The 16,850-nt window shown below is 64.5% G+C and carries 15 protein-coding genes and 1 tRNA gene; 5 read left to right on the top strand and 11 right to left on the bottom strand.

All coding sequences use genetic code 11. The annotated features are described in order from the left end of the window. Window positions 1–62 precede the first annotated feature (62 nt). The 3 genes from QA640_RS02535 to QA640_RS02525 are packed head-to-tail and all read right to left on the bottom strand — an operon-like array spanning window position 63 to window position 3,414. Complete coding sequence (locus QA640_RS02535; protein ID WP_283039210.1) at window positions 63–911, bottom strand: fumarylacetoacetate hydrolase family protein; 849 nt, start codon at window positions 909–911, stop codon at window positions 63–65. Further along, the gene (locus tag QA640_RS02530; RefSeq protein WP_283039209.1) at window positions 908–2,515 is read right to left on the bottom strand and encodes a bifunctional 3-(3-hydroxy-phenyl)propionate/3-hydroxycinnamic acid hydroxylase; all 1,608 of its coding nucleotides are present in this window, start codon (window positions 2,513–2,515) and stop codon (window positions 908–910) included. The genes QA640_RS02535 and QA640_RS02530 overlap by 4 nt, the downstream gene beginning before the upstream one ends. After that, window positions 2,512–3,414: a VOC family protein gene (locus tag QA640_RS02525; RefSeq protein ID WP_283043096.1), complete on the bottom strand. Its 903-nt coding sequence runs from the start codon at window positions 3,412–3,414 to the stop codon at window positions 2,512–2,514. The genes QA640_RS02530 and QA640_RS02525 overlap by 4 nt, the downstream gene beginning before the upstream one ends. A 177-nt stretch (window positions 3,415–3,591) precedes the next feature. On the opposite strand from QA640_RS02525, the gene QA640_RS02520 reads away from it, so the two are divergent. Then, window positions 3,592–4,317 (top strand): GntR family transcriptional regulator, encoded by a 726-nt coding sequence (locus QA640_RS02520; protein ID WP_283039208.1) that lies wholly within the window; start codon window positions 3,592–3,594, stop codon window positions 4,315–4,317. Here QA640_RS02520 and QA640_RS02515 read toward each other — a convergent pair. Together QA640_RS02515 and QA640_RS02510 are read right to left on the bottom strand one after the other, a co-directional pair. Beyond that, on the bottom strand, window positions 4,302–4,520 hold the full coding sequence (locus tag QA640_RS02515; protein WP_283043141.1) for a hypothetical protein: 219 nt from the start codon (window positions 4,518–4,520) through the stop codon (window positions 4,302–4,304). The two genes, QA640_RS02520 and QA640_RS02515, sit on opposite strands and share 16 nt — an antisense overlap. A gap of 86 nt (window positions 4,521–4,606) precedes the next feature. Next, window positions 4,607–4,696, bottom strand: a tRNA-Ser gene (locus tag QA640_RS02510). A 199-nt stretch (window positions 4,697–4,895) separates the two neighbouring features. On the opposite strand from QA640_RS02510, the gene QA640_RS02505 reads away from it, so the two are divergent. Then, window positions 4,896–5,234, top strand: a complete 339-nt coding sequence (locus QA640_RS02505; protein ID WP_283039207.1) for a hypothetical protein — start codon at window positions 4,896–4,898, stop codon at window positions 5,232–5,234. Between the two features lie 66 nt (window positions 5,235–5,300). On the opposite strand, the gene QA640_RS02500 is transcribed toward QA640_RS02505, so the two are convergent. From QA640_RS02500 to QA640_RS02490, 3 genes are all read right to left on the bottom strand, one after another. Further along, window positions 5,301–6,764 carry a trehalose-6-phosphate synthase gene (locus QA640_RS02500; RefSeq protein ID WP_283039206.1) on the bottom strand — a complete coding sequence of 488 codons (1,464 nt, stop codon included), beginning with the start codon at window positions 6,762–6,764 and terminating at the stop codon, window positions 5,301–5,303. A 241-nt stretch (window positions 6,765–7,005) separates the two neighbouring features. Next, window positions 7,006–7,815, bottom strand: a complete 810-nt coding sequence (otsB, locus tag QA640_RS02495; RefSeq protein ID WP_283039205.1) for a trehalose-phosphatase — start codon at window positions 7,813–7,815, stop codon at window positions 7,006–7,008. 3 nt (window positions 7,816–7,818) lie between these two features. After that, entirely contained in the window at window positions 7,819–9,297 is a 1,479-nt protein-coding gene (locus QA640_RS02490; protein WP_283043095.1) for an MFS transporter, read from the bottom strand. A gap of 129 nt (window positions 9,298–9,426) precedes the next feature. Here QA640_RS02490 and QA640_RS02485 point away from each other — a divergent pair, with 129 nt between their 5' ends. Further along, on the top strand, window positions 9,427–9,828 hold the full coding sequence (locus tag QA640_RS02485) for a DUF3175 domain-containing protein (RefSeq protein ID WP_283039204.1): 402 nt from the start codon (window positions 9,427–9,429) through the stop codon (window positions 9,826–9,828). Between the two features lie 239 nt (window positions 9,829–10,067). Here the strand turns inward: QA640_RS02485 and QA640_RS02480 are convergent, their stop codons facing one another. Further along, a complete protein-coding gene (locus tag QA640_RS02480) occupies window positions 10,068–12,107 on the bottom strand; it encodes a methyl-accepting chemotaxis protein (protein WP_283039203.1) in 2,040 nt (679 codons plus the stop codon). Window positions 12,108–12,368: 261 nt separating this feature from the next. On the opposite strand from QA640_RS02480, the gene QA640_RS02475 reads away from it, so the two are divergent. Further along, window positions 12,369–13,535 (top strand): FIST N-terminal domain-containing protein, encoded by a 1,167-nt coding sequence (locus tag QA640_RS02475; RefSeq protein WP_283039202.1) that lies wholly within the window; start codon window positions 12,369–12,371, stop codon window positions 13,533–13,535. Next, the gene (locus QA640_RS02470; protein ID WP_283039201.1) at window positions 13,532–14,890 is read left to right on the top strand and encodes a hybrid sensor histidine kinase/response regulator; all 1,359 of its coding nucleotides are present in this window, start codon (window positions 13,532–13,534) and stop codon (window positions 14,888–14,890) included. Before QA640_RS02475 ends, QA640_RS02470 begins: the two co-directional genes overlap by 4 nt. Before the next feature lie 408 nt (window positions 14,891–15,298). Here QA640_RS02470 and QA640_RS02465 read toward each other — a convergent pair whose 3' ends face one another. Together QA640_RS02465 and QA640_RS02460 are read right to left on the bottom strand one after the other, a co-directional pair. After that, window positions 15,299–15,994, bottom strand: a complete 696-nt coding sequence (locus tag QA640_RS02465; protein WP_283039200.1) for a response regulator transcription factor — start codon at window positions 15,992–15,994, stop codon at window positions 15,299–15,301. A gap of 103 nt (window positions 15,995–16,097) precedes the next feature. Beyond that, window positions 16,098–16,784 carry a response regulator transcription factor gene (locus QA640_RS02460; RefSeq protein WP_283039199.1) on the bottom strand — a complete coding sequence of 229 codons (687 nt, stop codon included), beginning with the start codon at window positions 16,782–16,784 and terminating at the stop codon, window positions 16,098–16,100. Window positions 16,785–16,850: the final 66 nt, after the last annotated feature.

Raw genomic sequence — 16,850 nt, 5'->3', positions numbered from 1 at the left:
GCGGACGAAGCCGGATGGGCTTCGCCGCCGCCGCTCGGAGCAGCTCCCGTCCGATGGACCTTTCACCGCGCCTCGTCCTCGACCGGATTGCGCAGCACGCCGAGCCGCTCGACCTCGACCTCTACGATGTCGCCGGGCTTCATCCAGAGTGGCGGGTTGCGCCGGGCGCCGACCCCACCGGGCGTGCCGCTGACGATGACGTCACCCGGCTCGAGCCGGGTGAAGGTCGAGCAATATTCGATCTGCCGCGGGATATCGAAGATCATGTGCTTGATCTGCGCTTCCTGCACGACCTCGCCGTTAAGGCGGGTGGTGAGCTTGAGCTCGGCCAGCTCGCCGAGCTCGTCCGGCGTCATCATCCACGGTCCGAACGCGCCGGTATCGGGAAAATTCTTGCCCGGCGTGAATTGATGGGTGTGGCGCTGGAAATCGCGGATGCTGCCATCATTGTAGCAGGCATAACCGGCGACATGGCCCATCGCTTCGCTGCGCGAGATGTAACGTCCGGCCTTGCCGATGACGACCGCGAGCTCGCCCTCGAAGTCGAGGTCGGTCGAGACGCGCGGCCGGAGGATCGGCTTCAGATGACCGGTCTGGCTGTTGGCGTAGCGTGAGAAGATGGTGGGATGCTCAACCTCGGTGCGCCCGGTTTCCTTCCGGTGCGTCTCGTAGTTCAGGCCCACGCACACGATCTTGTCCGGGTTCGGAATGACGGGCAGGAAGGCGAGCTTCGCAAGCGGCGTCACGGCGGCCCTGGACTTCGCATCCGCGACGCCCGCCAGCGCGCCGGCGATGGCGGCTCTGAGATCGGCATAGCGAGAGACGAGCGCGGCGCCGACATCGAGGAAATTGTCGTCCTCGACGAGGCCCCACGTCGTGCGGCCATCGATGGCAACGGTTGCGAGCTTCATGCTGTCTTCTCCATTCTGACATTGGGATCGGGTTGGCCGTGCAGGCGCGCGCTGACGTCGCGCAAGAGATCGTCGAGTTCTGCGGCATCCTGCGCCGTCCCGAACACGTAATGATCCGGCCGCACGAGTGCGGCGGCGGCGGCGTACCGGTCGAACCAGCCGGCCAGCACGCCGTCGGTCTCTTCGAGCACGCCGGAGGCGCCGGTGCCGGAAGGTGCGATGGCCGTTGCAGCCAGTTCGGGATGCGCGGCGCAGAGCGCCATCAGAGAGGGCACATCGCTGCGGCGGCCGTCGATGACGACGCGGAAGCCCGGCCCGGTGATCTTGTCGAGCAGGCAAGGTGCACCGCCGTGCAGGACCATCGGTTGTGGAAACAGGGTGCCCCGCGCGGCTCCGACGTGCTCCGCCAGGAAGCCCGTGCGCAGCGGCGGGATGATCTCCTGCCGCGTGATCTCCAGCGGCTTGCCGCCGCCTTGATCGAGGATCTGCGCGTCGCGGCGCCGCGCGGCCGCCGCATCTCGCTCGCAGATCGACTGGCCGATCGCCTTGATCTTGCCAGTCAGCTCGATCACGTGCTGCTTGCGCTCGGCCGTGTAGCTGTCGAGCAACGTCTCCTGCGAAGTGCCTTTGAGCACGCGGTCGAGCTTCCAGACGAGGTTCGTCGCATCGCGCAGGCCCTGGCACATGCCCTGGCCGATGAAGGGGGGCTGCTGATGCGCGGCATCGCCGGCGATGACGATGCGCCCCTCGCGCCAGTTGGCGGCGACCAGCGCGTGGAAGCGATAGGAGGCCGCCCGCCACAGTTCGCCGTCTTCCGGTGTCAGCCAGGGTGATAGCAGCGACCAGACATTCTCCGGCCGCTCCATCTGCCTGGCATCCTCGCCCGGCAGCAACATGATTTCCCAGCGCCGATGATTGCCGGGGCCGATCAGGAAGCTGACAGGCCGCGCCGGATTGCAGAACTGCGCCGAGTTTGGCGGCAGCTTGGCGAGAGCCTCCTGATTGACGCGCACGTCGACCACCAGCCAGGGCTCGTCGAAGATCAGGTCTTCGAGCGCGATGCGTCCGATCTGGCGCACCGTGCTCGAGGCGCCGTCGCAGCCGACGACGTAGCGCGCCGTCACCTTCCGTAACTGCCCGTCGGCGTCCCGCAGCGTTGCCTCGACACGGTCGGATCGCTGCACGAGGTCGACCAGCTCGACGCCCAGTTCGGCGCGGACGTTGGGAAAGCTCAAGGCGTGACGGCGCAGCACCGCCTCGACGGGCGGCTGGCTGAACACCATGCTCGGCGTGTAGCCGAGCGGATAGGGTTCAGCGACCATATGGACGCGCCGGATCAGCTGGCCGTCGGCGCCAAAATGCTCCGAGGCGGTGAAGGGCTCGACATGGGGCGCGATCGGCTCGGCCAATCCCATGTTGTCGAAGTGACGAAAGATCTCGTGATCGAGCGCGATGGCGCGCGGCTTGTCGTAGATGCCGGTGAGACGGTCGACGACGAGCACGCGATGGCAGAGGCGCCCAAGCAGGCCGGCCGCGACGGCGCCGGTCGGTCCGAAGCCAACGACGAGTACGTCGTAATGCGCATGAGCAGAGGACGTCGTCATGTGCGGCGCTCCGTGTCGAACAAGACGGAGAGCTGCGCGGTCTTGCAGGCTTCGCTCTTCGGCGGCGCGATGCCCCATTGGTCGGTGCGCCCGGGTGGCCAGACCCATTCCGAGGGTCCCTTGGCGCGATAGAGGTCGTCGACCTGAAGGACTTCGGCGGTGTATTCGATGACGATCCCCGAGGGATCGACGAAATAGGCGAACACGTTGTCTCCGGGGCCATGGCGGCCGACGCCCCAGCCGATCGGGAAGCCATGGTCGACCATGCGGCCCGAGCCGCGCATCACCGATTCCAGGTCAGGCATCAGGAAGGCGATGTGGTTGAGCCCGTTGAGCGGGGCCTCCGCAAGCACGACGGCGTGGTGATCGCTGTTGCAGCACAGGAAAGCCATCAGCTTCGAGCGGTCGGTCAGGCGAAAGCCGAGCACCTGCTGGTAGAATTTCGAGAGCTTCTCGATATCGGCGCTGTTGATGTTGACATGGGCGAGCCGTTCGGGACGATCAGCCAGGACGCGCGCGGTCTTGGTGCGGTCGCCGTGGACGAACTCAATGCGGCAGCCTTGCGGCTCGCGGATCACGAAGTGCTCGCCGCCCGAGGGCGCATGCGACGGGCCGGGCGGGGAGATGATCTCGCAACTGGCCTCGCACGCACGCGCGAACAGGCGGTCGAGGTCTTCGCGCGAACGCGCGCGAAAACTGATCTTGCGCAGCGCGGCGCGGTCGCCTTGCGTCAATTCGAGGACGTGGAAGTCCGCTCCGGTTGCCGCCAGATAGATCGTGCCTTCGGCTTCCGCGGCAAAATCGAGCCCCCAGACTTTCCGATAGAAATCCGCCGAGGCGCCGAGATGCGGCGTAGCGATCTCGACGCTGCGCAACGCGATCACCGGAAAATCGGACATCGGGCTTCCTCGTGAAAGGCCCGGAGACGCGCGCCGAAGCAGCCGCTGATCGCCACCGAGCCGGTTGTTGTTGGGAGAGAAGTAATATATACAAACAGGCCAGTAAAGCATAAATTTATAAATTATGCCTTTGATCCAGCGTGATGTACAAAAAGTGCAGATGATCAACGGCACGCTATGAGTTCTGACCTGTCCAGCCCGAAGACGGATGCGCCGGCGACGTTGGCGACCAGCATCTATGCCCGCCTCAAGGCCGACATCCTGACCACGCGGCTCGCGCCCGGCCGCAAGCTCCAGTCGCGCTTCTTGATGGAGCATTACAATGTCGGGCAGACCCCGCTGCGCGAGGCGCTCAATCGCCTCACCACGGAGGAGTTCGTCATTGGCATGGAGCAGCGCGGCTTCTACGTGAAGCCGGTCAGCAAGGACGAGCTCCAGGAGCTGACGAAGACGCGCTGCTGGGTCGAAGGTCTCGCCCTGCGCGAATCCATGCAGAACGCCACCCAGGACTGGGAGGAGGCGCTGCTGGTGACGCACCACCGCCTCGACCGCACGCCGCGTTCGCTCGATCCGGACAAGTTCACGGACAATCCCGACTGGGAGAAGGCGCACCGCGCCTTTCACGCGACGCTGATCGGGCTGTGCGGCTCGCGCCCGCTGCTCGGCTTCTGCGAGCAGCTCGCCGACCGGCTCTATCGCTATCGCATGATGTCGATCGCCAAGGCCTATCCGGTCCGCAAGATCGGGACCGAGCATGCGCAGATCCTTCAGGCGGTGCTCGATCGCAAGACGGATGACGCTGTCGCACTGCTCCAGCAGCACTATCAGCGCACGGCCGACGTGATCTATTCAGACCTCGAGGCCGTGTTACCGAAGTCCGACGCGTCTCACGCCACGCGATAATCCGGCGCTGACGCCGGGAATTTCGCATAGGCGTCGGCGTCCGGCGGCAGGAAGCGGCCGTTGAGCCCGCCGCGCTTCTGGTTCTTCGCGCCGATGTCGGCAATCAGCTCGTCGAAATGGCGGTAGGCCTTCGGAACGCGGCGCCTGAACCAGTAGAATTCGGATCGCGGATTGACCCAAGGCTGAATCACGCGGAAGCCCACGGTGACCACTCCTGTGTACCACCGGACTTTTCGGAAAGCCTTATTTTATAGGTAAATGCGGAGTTTCAGTCGCTTGCGCCGACAGATGGCGGAGAGAGTGGGATTCGAACCCACGGTACGGTTTCCCGCACACACGCTTTCCAAGCGTGCGCCTTAAGCCACTCGGCCATCTCTCCGGAGCGCCCTCTCTTGAAGGGGCGCGGCTGATTTTGCAAGGGACTGCAGACCGATCGGCCGAAATTTCCTTAAGTCTTTGTATTTCAATGAGAAATATATGGGCCTTCGAAGCTTGGACGATACCTCCCGGGGTGAACCGGGGGCGGCTCTGGCGCGACGATTCCCAAGCTGCGCTTTCGACAGATGAGAGGGGATACCATGACCTGCTTTCGAGCCATCGCAGTTTTGGGCCTTGTATCGGTCGTCTCGGTGATTTCGGGCCCGGCGGCCGCGCAGATGTGCACGCGCCAGGGCGCCGAGGTGACCTGCGATGACGGCCGGCGCGGGGTACTGGCGGGCGACGCCATCATCTGGCCGGACGGCACGCGCTCAAGCGCATCGCCACATCCGAGCGTGATCATCGGCAACAAATCATCCGTGCATGTCGGACAAGGCGTGTTCGTCGGCCAGGGCAACGGCATGGTACCGATGGACGATCCGAACGCGCCAAACAAACGGCGCTGCGCAGTGCTCGACGGTGTGTCGTATTGTTACTGATGCGTGATGCGCTCCCTCTTCACCTCGCCCCGCCTGCGGGGAGAGGTGAGCAGGACAGCTAGACAGCTACATCAGCCTCACGCCCGAGATCGCCGACTTCAGCCAGCGCAGCGCCTGTGGGGATTGTGCGGTCAGTGGTGCGACGGTGGACTTCTCGGTGCGGCTCCTCTCCAGCTGCGCGACGAAGTCGGCGGACCATTGCTGGATGGTGTGCCCGCGCAGCTTCTTCATCATCGCCTCCCAGCGCATCTTGCGCTCGGTGAGCGGCATCGATGCGGCGATCGAGATCGCGCGCGCCATGCCATCGATATCGTGCGGATTGACCAACAGCGCGGTGTCGAGCTCGTTTGCCGCACCCGCGAATTTCGACAGCACGAGCACGCCGGGATCGGCCGGGTTTTGCGCAGCGACATATTCCTTGGCAACCAAGTTCATGCCGTCATGGAGCGGCGTCACTACGCCGACCTGCGCGGTGCGATAGAGGCCGGCAAGCACCGCCTGGCTAAAACCCTTGTTGAGATATCGGATCGGCGTCCAGTCGACCTCGCCATGGCGGCCGTTGACGTCGGTGACGAGCCGCGCGACCTCGTTCTGGAGGTTGCCATAAGCCTCGATGCCGCCGCGCGAGGGGTTTGCGATCTGAAGGAGCGAGATGCTGCGCGAAAACTGCGGCTGCTCGGTCCACAGGCGATCGAAAGCGCTGATGCGATTGACGAGGCCCTTGGAATAGTCGAGCCGGTCGACGCCGATCGCGAGCTTTTCGCCGTTGAGACTGCGGCGCAGCCGCGACACGTCGGGATGCGAGACTGACTTCGCGGCATACTGTGCGAATTTTTCCGCATCGATGCCGATCGGAAACACCTGGCACCGCGTGCGGCCATGCTTGGAGGTGACGATGCCGTCGTCGACCGTCAGTCCGAGTTCGTGACCGACATAGCCGAGGAAATTCCGGCAATCTTCCTCGGTCTGGAAGCCGATGAGGTCATAGCCGAGCATCGCCTCGATCAGTTCGCGATGATGGGGCACGCCCTGGATCACGGCCGGGACCGGCCAGGGCGTGTGCAGGAAAAAGCCGATCGGGTCCTCGACGCCGAGATCGCGCAGCTCAGCGCCGAGCGCGAGGAAATGATAATCCTGCACCCAGAAGGCGGTGCGCTCTTTGCGGAAGCGGAGCAGCGCGCGCGCCATGAAGGCGTTGACCTCGCGATAGCTGAGATAATCGCCCTGCGAGACGCGAATGAGATCGCTGCGCGAATGCAGCGCCGGCCACAGTGCCGAATTGGCGAAACCCTCGTAATAGCCGCCGTAGTGCGCTGCCGGCAGGTCCAGCGTCGCCAGCGCGCCGGTGCCGAGCGCCTCGATCTCGGCAAACGGCTCCTTCTGATGACCATCGCGCACCCTGCCCGAGGAACCTACCCAGATCGCTCCCGAATGTTCCACTACGGGCAGCAGGGCCGCCGCAAGGCCGCCCGTCATGGCTTCGTTTGGTTTGCCGCGCGCGACGCGGTTTGACACGACGACGAGATTCACAGGGTCGTCCCCTCCTGTTTATTCCGCCTCGTTTAACTGGCGTTCATCAATATGGTTCCGGAACATGGTTTCAACCAATTGAAACCAAAATCAGGCGCGTGTGCCGGAACCGTCTTTTGTCCTCCTAAATGAAAAATTCGACGCAAAGACAGTTTCTGCGTTCCCGGTTGCGCGGCAAGAGACGCCCACGCGTCACGCGGTTCCGAGGTCTTTATGGCTCCGGCGTGGCGCTGCCTTGCTTTTACCTTGTATCGCCGTCGAGCAGATGGGCGAGGAACTCGCGCACATCACTGGGTGAGTCGAAATGGCCATTCACGCCACGCGCGCGACGTCCCACCGAGAATGCGAGTCCGTTCATGTCGGGCATGATCGCGAACACGGTTTCATCGGTGACATCGTCGCCGATGAACAGCGGACGACGCCCCCTGAACGGCTCATGCGTCATCAACTCGCGCACGCCGCTCGCCTTGGTGAAGCCGGAATGCTTGATCTCGCAGACGCACTTGCCCGGCAGCACTTCGATCGGCGCGTTCGGCAGATCGGCCCGGATCAGCGACACGGCCGCATAGATCGCCTTCTCCGCATGTGGGGCGAGACGATAATGCAGTGCGAGCGAGTAACCCTTGTCCTCGAGCAGAATGCCGGGCGAAAGCTTTGCGATCGCGGCGAGGCGCCGCTTCAGCTCCTTGTCCATCGGCGGGGCATGGCTTGCCACCGCCTCGGCATCGGTTTCGAGGCGCATCTCCGCGCCATGGCCTCCGACGGCGGGAAACTGATCCGGCGCGAAGATCAGGTCGATGTCGTTGAGCGAGCGTCCGCTGACGAGCGCGAGCGCGCCGGAGGTCCGCTCCACCAGGCGATTGAGCGTCTTCGAAAGGCCGGGCGGCACCCAGACCTCGCGCGGCGTCGGCATCAGTTCGAGCAGCGTGCCGTCGATGTCGAGCAGAATCGCCGTCTCGCTGAGATGCGGCACCAAGGCCTGCGGCACCGGCACCGTCTCCGGCGTCTCGTCGTCTTCCATGGTTCGTATGTCCATCACTTCCGAGTTCATAGCCTACTCCATAAAGGCAAGCGGCCGCGCGATCTGTTCGAGCGATTTGCGTTCTGCGGCAACCGCATAGCGCCACGCCACGATTGCGGCCCCGATCATCAGCACCGATCCCAAAAGATAACCCGCGAACACGCTGGTGCGGGAGCCGGTGTCGATCAGCGCGCCGAACAGCGCGGGACCCACGACCCCGCCAATGCCGGTGCCGATCGCATAGAACACCGCGATCGCGAGCGCGCGCACCTCCAGCGGAAAGTTCTCGCTGACGGTGAGATAGGCGGCGCTCGCGGCAGGCGAAGCAAAGAAGAATATCACCATCCAGGCGATCGTCTGTCCCTGCGCGCTCAGCGCGCCGATCGAGAAGAGATAGCCAGAGAATGCAAGCAACAGGCCTGATACGCCATAGGTCAGCACGATCATGGTACGGCGGCCGAGCGTATCGAAGAGGCGGCCGAGCAATAGCGGGCCCAGAAAATTGCCGGCAGCGAACGGCAGAATGTACCAGCCGACGCCATCGGCGCTGATGCCGTAGAAATCGGTCAGCACCAGCGCGAAGGTGAAGAAGATCGCGTTGTAGAAGAAGGCCTGTGCGCTCATCAGCACCAACCCCACCAGCGCGCGCTGGCGATAGACCGAGAACAGCGTATGCGCGACCTCGCCAAGCGGCGTGTGGTCACGCATTTTGAGGCGGATCTTCGCGAAGGCGGTCTCGCCCTGCTGACGGCCGATCACCGACCGCTCGACGTCGTCGACGATCGCGTGGGCCTCATCGGGGCGGCCATGGATCATCAGCCAGCGCGGGCTCTCCGGAATCCACATCCGCATGAACAGCACGACCAGGCCGATCGTCGCACCGATCAGATAAGCGAGGCGCCAGCCGAGATCGGGACCGATCACGGCGGGATCGAGCAGGACGATGGCGCTCACCGCACCCATGGCGGCGCCGATCCAGAAACTGCCGTTGATGATGAGATCGGTCCAGCCGCGGTACCGCGCCGGCACCAGTTCCTGGATGGTCGAGTTGATCGCGGTGTATTCGCCACCGATGCCGGCGCCGGTGAGGAAACGAAACAGCGCGTAGCTCGCGATATTCCACGACAATGCGGTCGCGGCGGTCGCGGACAGATAAACGGCCAGTGTGATGAAGAACAGCTTCTTGCGCCCGATGCGATCGGTCAACCAGCCGAAGCCGAGCGCGCCCAGCACCGCGCCGGCAAGATAGGCGGAGTTGGCGATGCCGAGATCGAGATTGGAGAAGTGCAGCATCGGGCTTTGCTTCAAGGCGCCGGAGAGCGCGCCGGCCAGCGTCACCTCCAGCCCGTCGAGAATCCAGGTGATACCGAGTGCCAGCACGACGCGGGTGTGAAAGCCGCTCCAGGGCAGCGCGTCGAGGCGCGAGGGGATGCTGGTCTCGACGACGCGATCATGCGCTGCTGCCGAGACCGCAGAATCAAACTTCAGCGCTGGGGTTTGCTGCAAGTCCATCGCGCTATTGCTGGAGGTGCGGCCTGATTCAAATCCGCGACCATCGACAACGTTTGCGGCGAAGTCAGGTTCCATCAGGAACCACCTCGCAGTACACCGGTTTTCAGAGGAGCTGCAAGGAGTTAACGCATGGCTCAAGTCAGAAAGTCGACACATTCGCGCAAAACCGCAAAGCGCAAGGCAGGGCATCGGACATCAAGCCGCGCGCGGCGCCATCCCACCTCGCGCAATAGATCGAAGACAACATCGAAACGTGCTGCGCCCAAGCGCTGGTCGCAGCGGGTGACGAAGGAAAGCGACGCGCTCGATCTCAAGCACGGCGTGTTCAAGCAGACGAGCCCAAGGAAGATCGCAGCGTCCCTGAAGCGCTCGGCCGAGCACTCCAGCCGCCGCAAGTCCGGCGCCTATCGATCGGCGCTATCGATGCTGACCTTCTACATCAACCGCGCCGGCAAGACCCTGCCGAAGACGCAACGAACGCGGCTCGAGCGTGCGAAGGTGGAGTTGAAGCGGGCGTTCGGCAGGGAGTAAGCGCACTGCGCGAATAAAGTCAGGCAGCCCCATACACTCAGCTCTTCGTCCCGGACAAGCGTGGCGAAGCGGAGCGTAGATCCGGGATCCCCGCGCGAGCGCTTGCGCTCGTCGCGATAGCCACAGGACGCGGTTTGGCGAAGCCTCGTGGTTGCCAGCTCGCGCCGCAACTACTCCCTGGGGGTATGGGTCGCCGCCTTCGCGGGGACGACGGCTGTGGGCGGGCGGCAGCGAGCCCCTTACGCCGCCCTGATATTTGCCATGAAGCGGTCGAGCTCGGCGCGCAGGCGCGTGCTTTCGCTGGAGAGCGTCTTGGCCGAGTTGAGCACCTCTTCCGAGGCCGAGCCGGTTTCGGCGGCGCCGCGGTTGACCTGGCCGATGTCGGTGGCCGCCGTTTGCGTGCCCTGCGCGACGTTCTGCACGCTGCGGGCGATCTCCTGCGTGGCGGCGCCCTGCTCTTCCACGGCGCTGGCAATCGACGTCGCAATGGTCGAGATCTGGCCGATGGTGGCGCCGATCTCCTTGATCGCGGCAACCGACTCCGCGGTCGCGCCCTGCATGCCCGCAATATGCGAGGAAATCTCATCGGTCGCCTTCGCGGTCTGGCTCGCCAGCGACTTCACTTCGCTCGCAACCACCGCAAAGCCACGGCCGGCGTCGCCGGCACGCGCCGCCTCGATCGTGGCGTTCAAGGCCAGCAGGTTGGTCTGCTCGGCAATCGCCGTGATCAGCTTCACGACCTCGCCGATCTGCTGGGCGGCATGGGAGAGTTTTCCAATGCGGCCGTCGGTCTCCCTGGCCTGCACGACGGCAGCTTCCGCAATGCGGCTGGAATCGCGCACCTGGCGGCCGATCTCCTCGACCGAGGCCGAGAGCTCTTCGGTCGCGGTGGCGACCGACTGCATGTTGGAGGAGGCCTGCTCGGAGACGCCGGCGACCTGGCTCGACAGGGTCTGCGTCGTCTCGGCGGTCCGGGTCAGCGTCGACGCGGCCGACTCGAGCTGCACGGCGGACGCCGACACGTTCGAGACGATGGCGCCGACCGCGGTCTCGAAATCATCGGCAAAGCGGATCAGCTCGGCGCGGCGCGCTGAGGCCGTCTCCTTGTTCTGGGCTTCGCTGGCCGCTGCATCACGCTCGGCCTTCGCAACGGCCTGCATCTTGAACTCTTCGACCGCACCGGCCATCTCGCCGATCTCGTCCTTGCGGCCGAGCCCCGGCAGCACGACCTCGAAATTGCCCGAGGCAAGCTCCCGCATCGCCTTGCACATCGCGATCATCGGCCGCGAGATGCCGGTGCCGAGCAGGAAGGCGAAGATGGCGCCGAGCAGCGTGCCGCCGGCAGCCAGCATCACGATCAGATGCTCCGTCTGGTCGATGCTGGCCTCGGATTCCGTTTCCAGCCGCTGCTGCTCGGACACCAGATCGGCCTTCATCGCGGTCGCGCCCTGCATGATGGCGCCCGCCGAGCCGCCCATCTCGGTGACGAGGTCGTCGATCATCTTGGCATTGGCGACGAGCTTCTCCAGCGCTTCGCGGTAGGCCGCGAGCAGACCCTTGGCGTCCTTCAGACCGGCGACGATCTTGTCATCCATCGAATAGACCGCGCCCAGGGAATTATCGACGAATTTCAGCCGCGCCAGCGCGCTTGCGGCGAGCGCCCGGTCGGAGTTGAGGACGAAATTGGTCGCCGCCGCGCTCGCGGTCTGGAACTGGGCATTGACCTGCTTGGTGCCGAACTCGATGGCCTGCGCCTCGGCATCGGAAGCGTTGTTGCCGATGTCGTCCAGCTTGTACTTCAGGAGATTGGCATTGCGCTGAAGCTGGTTCTGTACCAGGAGCGCGCTGTCGCGCTTGGCTTGCAGGATCTTGGCAAAGGTCGCCGAGAAGTTCGAAAACTCCTTGGCCAGCTTGGTGAGGCTTTCCACCCGCGCCGGCCGCTTGGCGCCCCTGATGGCCTGGTCGATGGCGTTCTTCAGGCCGGCCTCGGCCTCCAGCGCCACCTTGGCGTCATCCTCCTTGCCGGTGACGACGAAGTAGCGCGCGGCCGAGCGATAGGCGAGCAGCTCGCGATCGATGTTGCGGGCGAGGTCAGCCTCGAAGACGCTGGCGCGGTAGGAGCCGACGCCGGCCGACACCCGCTCGAAGCCGAAATAGGCGAAGGCCATGCTGACGGCCGAGATGACCAGCACGGCGGCAAAGCCGAGGATGATCTTGGCGCGGAACCTGAGGGCCGGAAAAAATGTGCGCTTCGACGTCGACGCGTTACGCCCGGTCATTCCGACCCCCCACCCTATGTTCTTGCAACGATCATGCGGCCCGGAAGCAGCCCTCCCGCACCGGTGCGGAAAACTAGGGCAGAAACGTCAAGGGGCGGTAAATTCGTCCGGCCTGCATTTCCGTGCGAAGAAAGTTCGTATCCAAGGCCTTCGGGGCGCCGTGTTGCGGCTAACCGGAAAACGCCTTACTCTTGGAGCACTTGTCGGCACATATCAGGCTCCTGGCGTCAGACCGAGCCGATCCTCGAGGGGAGAAACGGAGTGGGGCAAACCGATTTTCGGTTTGGCGGTACATCTGGCGTTGCCGTTGCCAAGTCGAAGGCTGCGAGCGTCGATGAAGCCGTGGCCGAGCTCGCGGCCCAGCTTCCATCCGACGAGCTGGCGCTGATCCTGGTCTTCCTCTCGCCCCGCTACGATCCCCATCACTTCATCGCCGAGATCACCCGACACTTCGACGAGACCCAGGTCTGCGGTTGCACCACTGCCGGCGAGCTCGCTCCGGATGGCTGGGACGAGAACAGCGTCGTGGCGCTGGCGTTCAGCCGCGCCGACTTCTCGGCCGTGATCCGGCCGATTCTCAATCTCGACAGCTTCCGCGTCGAGGACGGCCGCAGGATCGGCGGCGAGCTCCAGCACGAGCTGCTGCGGGTCACCCCGCAGGTCGACCGCGGAAATCCGTTCGGCCTGGTGCTGATCGACGGCCTGTGCCGCCGCGAGGAAGCGGTGATGTCCGCCCTCTATGCGTCGCTCGACGACATTCCGGTCGTCGGGGGATCGGCGGGCGACGGGTTACGCTTCGAGAGGACCTGGGTGTTCTTCGACGGCAAGGCACACACCAACGCCGCTCTCCTGATCCTCCTGAACACGTCGCTGCCGTTCCGGGTCTTCAAGTGCGACAATTTCGAGCCGCGGCCGCAGAAGATGGTGGTCACCGAGGCCGACATCGAAAATCGAACGGTGAGGGAGCTGAACGCGGAGCCTGCGGCGAAGGAATATTCGCGCATGGTCGGGATCATGGACGCCAAGCTCGACCCGTTCTCCTTTGCGTCCCATCCGGTGCTGGTGCGCGTCGGCGGCTCCTATTACGCGCGGTCGATTCAGCGCGTCGAACCGGACGGCTCCCTGCATTTCTTCTGCGCCATCGACGAGGGCATGGTGCTGACGGCCGCGACGTCGCGAAGCCTGGTCGGCACGACGCGCGAGACCTTCGCGGAAATCCGCGACCAGATCGGAGACGTGTCGCTCTATATCGGTTTCGAATGCCTGTTACGTCGGCTCGACGCCGAGCAGCACCAGCTCGCCCGCGACATGTCCGAGCTGTACCGGCAGAACCGCGTCGTCGGCTTTCACACCTATGGCGAGCAGTTCGGCTCGATGCATGTGAACCAGACGTTCACCGGCGTCGCGATCGGCAGGCGCCCGGCATGACGGACATGTGGCAGGCCCCGGATACGGTCGACGAGCTTCGGCGGGAGGCCGCGAAGCTGCGGAAGATCAATGCGGCGCTGATGTCCCGCGTCGAGCGCTCCATGGATCAGCAGCTCAACGCCTTCTCGCTGTTCGAGACGGCGATTGCGCTCGACCGCCAGGTTCGCGACCGGACGCATCAGTTGCGCGAGGCGCTGCACTCGGTCGAGCGCGCCAATGAAGGCCTCTACCGCGCCAAGCAGCAGGCCGAGGCCGCGAGCTCGCTGAAATCCTCGGTGCTGATCTCGGTCACCCACGACCTGTTGCAGCCGCTCAACGCGGCGCGCCTGACGCTGTCGGCACTGACCGAGATGATGGAATCGCAGCAGGCGGGCCTGCTCATCGATCAGGTCGACCGCTCGCTGGTGACGCTGGAGGACCTGCTGCGCTCGCTGCTGGAGATCGCGAAGCTTGACGCGGGTGCCCTCAGGCCCGACGTGCGCCCGATTGCGCTGGCCCCCTTGTTCGAGCAACTCCGCAACGAGTTCGAGCCGATCGCCGCACGGCAAGGTCTGTCCTTGCGCATCCGCACCTCGCAGCTTGCGGTGACGTCGGATGCGATGATGCTGCGGCGGATCCTGCAAAACCTGCTTGCCAACGCCATTCGCTACACCCGCAGCGGCGGCGTCGTCATGGGATGCCGGCCGAGGGGCGACCGCATCTGCGTCCAGGTCTCCGACACCGGGCCGGGAATTGCGCAAGCGCAGCAGGAAGCGATCTTCCGCGAATTCCAGCGCGGCGAGGCGAGCGCCATCGACCAGGCCGGTTTCGGGCTCGGCCTCTCCATCGTCCGCCGTTTCGCGACCGTGCTCGGACATGAGGTGCACCTGTCATCGCAGGTCGGCAGGGGATCGACCTTTGCCCTCGAACTGGAGCCGGCCGACCTCGCCGAGGTCAGCGACGAGGTGCACGAGGTCAAGCTGACCGAGCGGCACTATGGCGGGCTCGAAGGCGCCAAGATCCTCCTGATCGAGAACGATCCGAACGGCTCCGAGGCCATGGCCGCCCTGCTGGAGGGCTGGGGCTGCGACGTCGCGACCACGCCATCGGCTGCGGATGCATTGCTGCGCCTCAGCGAACTCGGCGGCGCCCCCGACGCCGTGATCGCCGATCTCCATCTCGATCACGGCGAGAGCGGCCTGTCGGCCGTCGCCGACATCCGCCAGCATTTGAAGCTGGACGTGCCTGCCATGATCATCACGGCCGACTACTCGGAAAAAGCCGCGAAGGAAGCCAGCCTCCACGGCCTCGAAGTGTTGAAGAAGCCGATCAAGCCCGCCGAGATGCGCGCGCTGCTGTCGTTCCTGCTGAGCTAGAAGGGTGATGCGATTGCCGCTCCACGAAGGAGGTGCGCTCCCTCTCCCGCTTGCGGGAGAGGTTGGGGAGAGGGTGCTTCCGCAATCGAGGCTCTCAATGTGGAGAGAGCCCCCCACCCGGCGCTTCGCGCCGACCTCCCCCGCAAGCGGGAGAGGTTACCGAGCCCGCGGGGCAATCGATTCAACCTAAAACCATTCGCTTGCGGCGAGGGCTAACAAAATACCGAAAACAACCCCATGCAAAGGAGTTGACAGTTTTAGGTCATAATGCCTTACGCATGCGGGGAAGCCATTGATATATCGGGAGAACCGGCGACAAACCACCATCATCGGAGATGGCGGAGCGAAACTCGTCAATTGCACGCAGGAGCGCTCTCAAAGAGGCCGGGAGAGGAAGAGGATCGGGCGTCAGCCCTGCTGATCCGCCTGTGCGCGATCGTGCTTCGCCCTCCACCCTTCGCTCGCCAGCGTCGCGAAATCGATCCGGGACATTTCGACGATCGCCTTGGTGCGGCTCAGCACGTTGAGCTTGCGCAGGATGTCGGAGACGTGGACCTTCACAGTGGTCTCCGAGATCTTCAGCTCATAGGCGATCTGCTTGTTCTGCAGCCCGCGCTTGAGCATTTCGAGCACGCGCAATTGCTGCGGCGTCAGATCGTGCAGGCGCTTGATGAGATCCTGCGCGGGGCCGGCGGCGCGTTGCGGACGGGTCGAACGATAGGCGCCGGGGACACAGACCGCGCCGCGCAGGACGTCACCGATCGACTGCGCAAGATCCTGCTTGGACGAGGATTTGAGAATGTAGCCGGCGACGCCGAGTGACAGTGCACCGGAAATGATCTGCGGATCCTGATGCCCCGATACGATGACGACGGGAATCTTGGGAAACGCCTTGCGGATCCGGATGATGCCCGAAAGGCCCGTCGTGCCCGGCATCGACAGATCAAGGAGGATGAGGTCGAGCTCAGTGGCCGCCGCCAACAGCTCGAGCGCGCCGTCGATGGACGTCGCCTGAAGCATGTCGGCCTCGGGCGCCACCATCTGCAGCGCGCCTTCGAGCGCCTCGCGAAACAGCGGATGATCTTCGACAATCAGAAATCGCATCACGCCTGAGCCATTCCCAAAGTGTTGCCGGGTTCAGTGTCGCGTCGAGAATGACTCAGCCGGCTCAAACCGGATTGATCCAGGTCAAGAACGAGCGCGCGCGTCATTGCGGCCTGCCGCGATCGGCCCGCGCATAGGGCCGGCTCCGCGGATCGGGCAGGTCCATCTTGCCGATCTCGATGATCGCCTTGTTGCGGCTGAACAGGCCGAGCTTGCGCAGGATCTCGGTGATGTGCGCCTTCACGGTGGACTCCGCGAGCTGAAGCTCCTGGGCGATCTGCCGGTTCGGATAGCCGCGGCGCAAGAGGTCGAGCACGCGAAGCTGCTGCGGCGTCAGCTCGCGCAGCTTGACCGCGAGCGCCTTGCTGGTATCGGCCCGGCGCCGCTGCGGCGTGGCGACAAAATCCTTCGGCACCGACACCGATCCGCTCAGCACGCCCTCGATCGATTGCGCGAGCTCGCGCTTGGACGTCGACTTCGGCAGATAGCCGGCGGCACCCAGCGCCAGCGCCTCGCGGACCACGTGCTGATCCTCCTCGCTCGACACGATGGCGACAGGCAGGCGCGGATAGGTCTCGCGCAAACGGAGAAAGCCGGAGAAGCCGGTCGCATCCGGCAGCGACAGATCGAGCAGCGCGAGGTCGATGCCCTGTTCGGCAGACAGGATATGCAGGGCGTCTTCGATCGACATCGCCTCGAAGATCCGTGCCTCCGGTAGTGCCAGCCGCACCGCATTGCCGAGCGCCTCGCGAAACAGCGGATGATCGTCGATGATCAGGAAGCTGGTCATGGCGCCTTCCCAAAAGTCCACCGCACGAACCTTCACCGCACGAGCGGAAGCGGCGCATCCATGCGG

Origin of the sequence: Bradyrhizobium sp. CB82 (assembly GCF_029714405.1) — a bacterium.
GTDB lineage: Bacteria > Pseudomonadota > Alphaproteobacteria > Rhizobiales > Xanthobacteraceae > Bradyrhizobium.
This window is presented reverse-complemented; position numbering and strand designations above follow the sequence as displayed.

What these genes read in the sequence shown, in the direction of transcription:
- QA640_RS02535 (WP_283039210.1), bottom strand. Translation starts at nt 911, where the DNA reads ATGAAGCTCGCAACCGTTGCCATCGATGGCCGCACGACGTGGGGCCTC.
- QA640_RS02530 (WP_283039209.1), bottom strand. Translation starts at nt 2,515, where the DNA reads ATGACGACGTCCTCTGCTCATGCGCATTACGACGTACTCGTCGTTGGC.
- QA640_RS02525 (WP_283043096.1), bottom strand. Translation starts at nt 3,414, where the DNA reads ATGTCCGATTTTCCGGTGATCGCGTTGCGCAGCGTCGAGATCGCTACG.
- QA640_RS02520 (WP_283039208.1), top strand. Translation starts at nt 3,592, where the DNA reads ATGAGTTCTGACCTGTCCAGCCCGAAGACGGATGCGCCGGCGACGTTG.
- QA640_RS02505 (WP_283039207.1), top strand. Translation starts at nt 4,896, where the DNA reads ATGACCTGCTTTCGAGCCATCGCAGTTTTGGGCCTTGTATCGGTCGTC.
- otsB (WP_283039205.1), bottom strand. Translation starts at nt 7,815, where the DNA reads ATGAACTCGGAAGTGATGGACATACGAACCATGGAAGACGACGAGACG.
- QA640_RS02490 (WP_283043095.1), bottom strand. Translation starts at nt 9,297, where the DNA reads ATGGACTTGCAGCAAACCCCAGCGCTGAAGTTTGATTCTGCGGTCTCG.
- QA640_RS02485 (WP_283039204.1), top strand. Translation starts at nt 9,427, where the DNA reads ATGGCTCAAGTCAGAAAGTCGACACATTCGCGCAAAACCGCAAAGCGC.
- QA640_RS02480 (WP_283039203.1), bottom strand. Translation starts at nt 12,107, where the DNA reads ATGACCGGGCGTAACGCGTCGACGTCGAAGCGCACATTTTTTCCGGCC.
- QA640_RS02470 (WP_283039201.1), top strand. Translation starts at nt 13,532, where the DNA reads ATGACGGACATGTGGCAGGCCCCGGATACGGTCGACGAGCTTCGGCGG.
- QA640_RS02465 (WP_283039200.1), bottom strand. Translation starts at nt 15,994, where the DNA reads ATGCGATTTCTGATTGTCGAAGATCATCCGCTGTTTCGCGAGGCGCTC.
- QA640_RS02460 (WP_283039199.1), bottom strand. Translation starts at nt 16,784, where the DNA reads ATGACCAGCTTCCTGATCATCGACGATCATCCGCTGTTTCGCGAGGCG.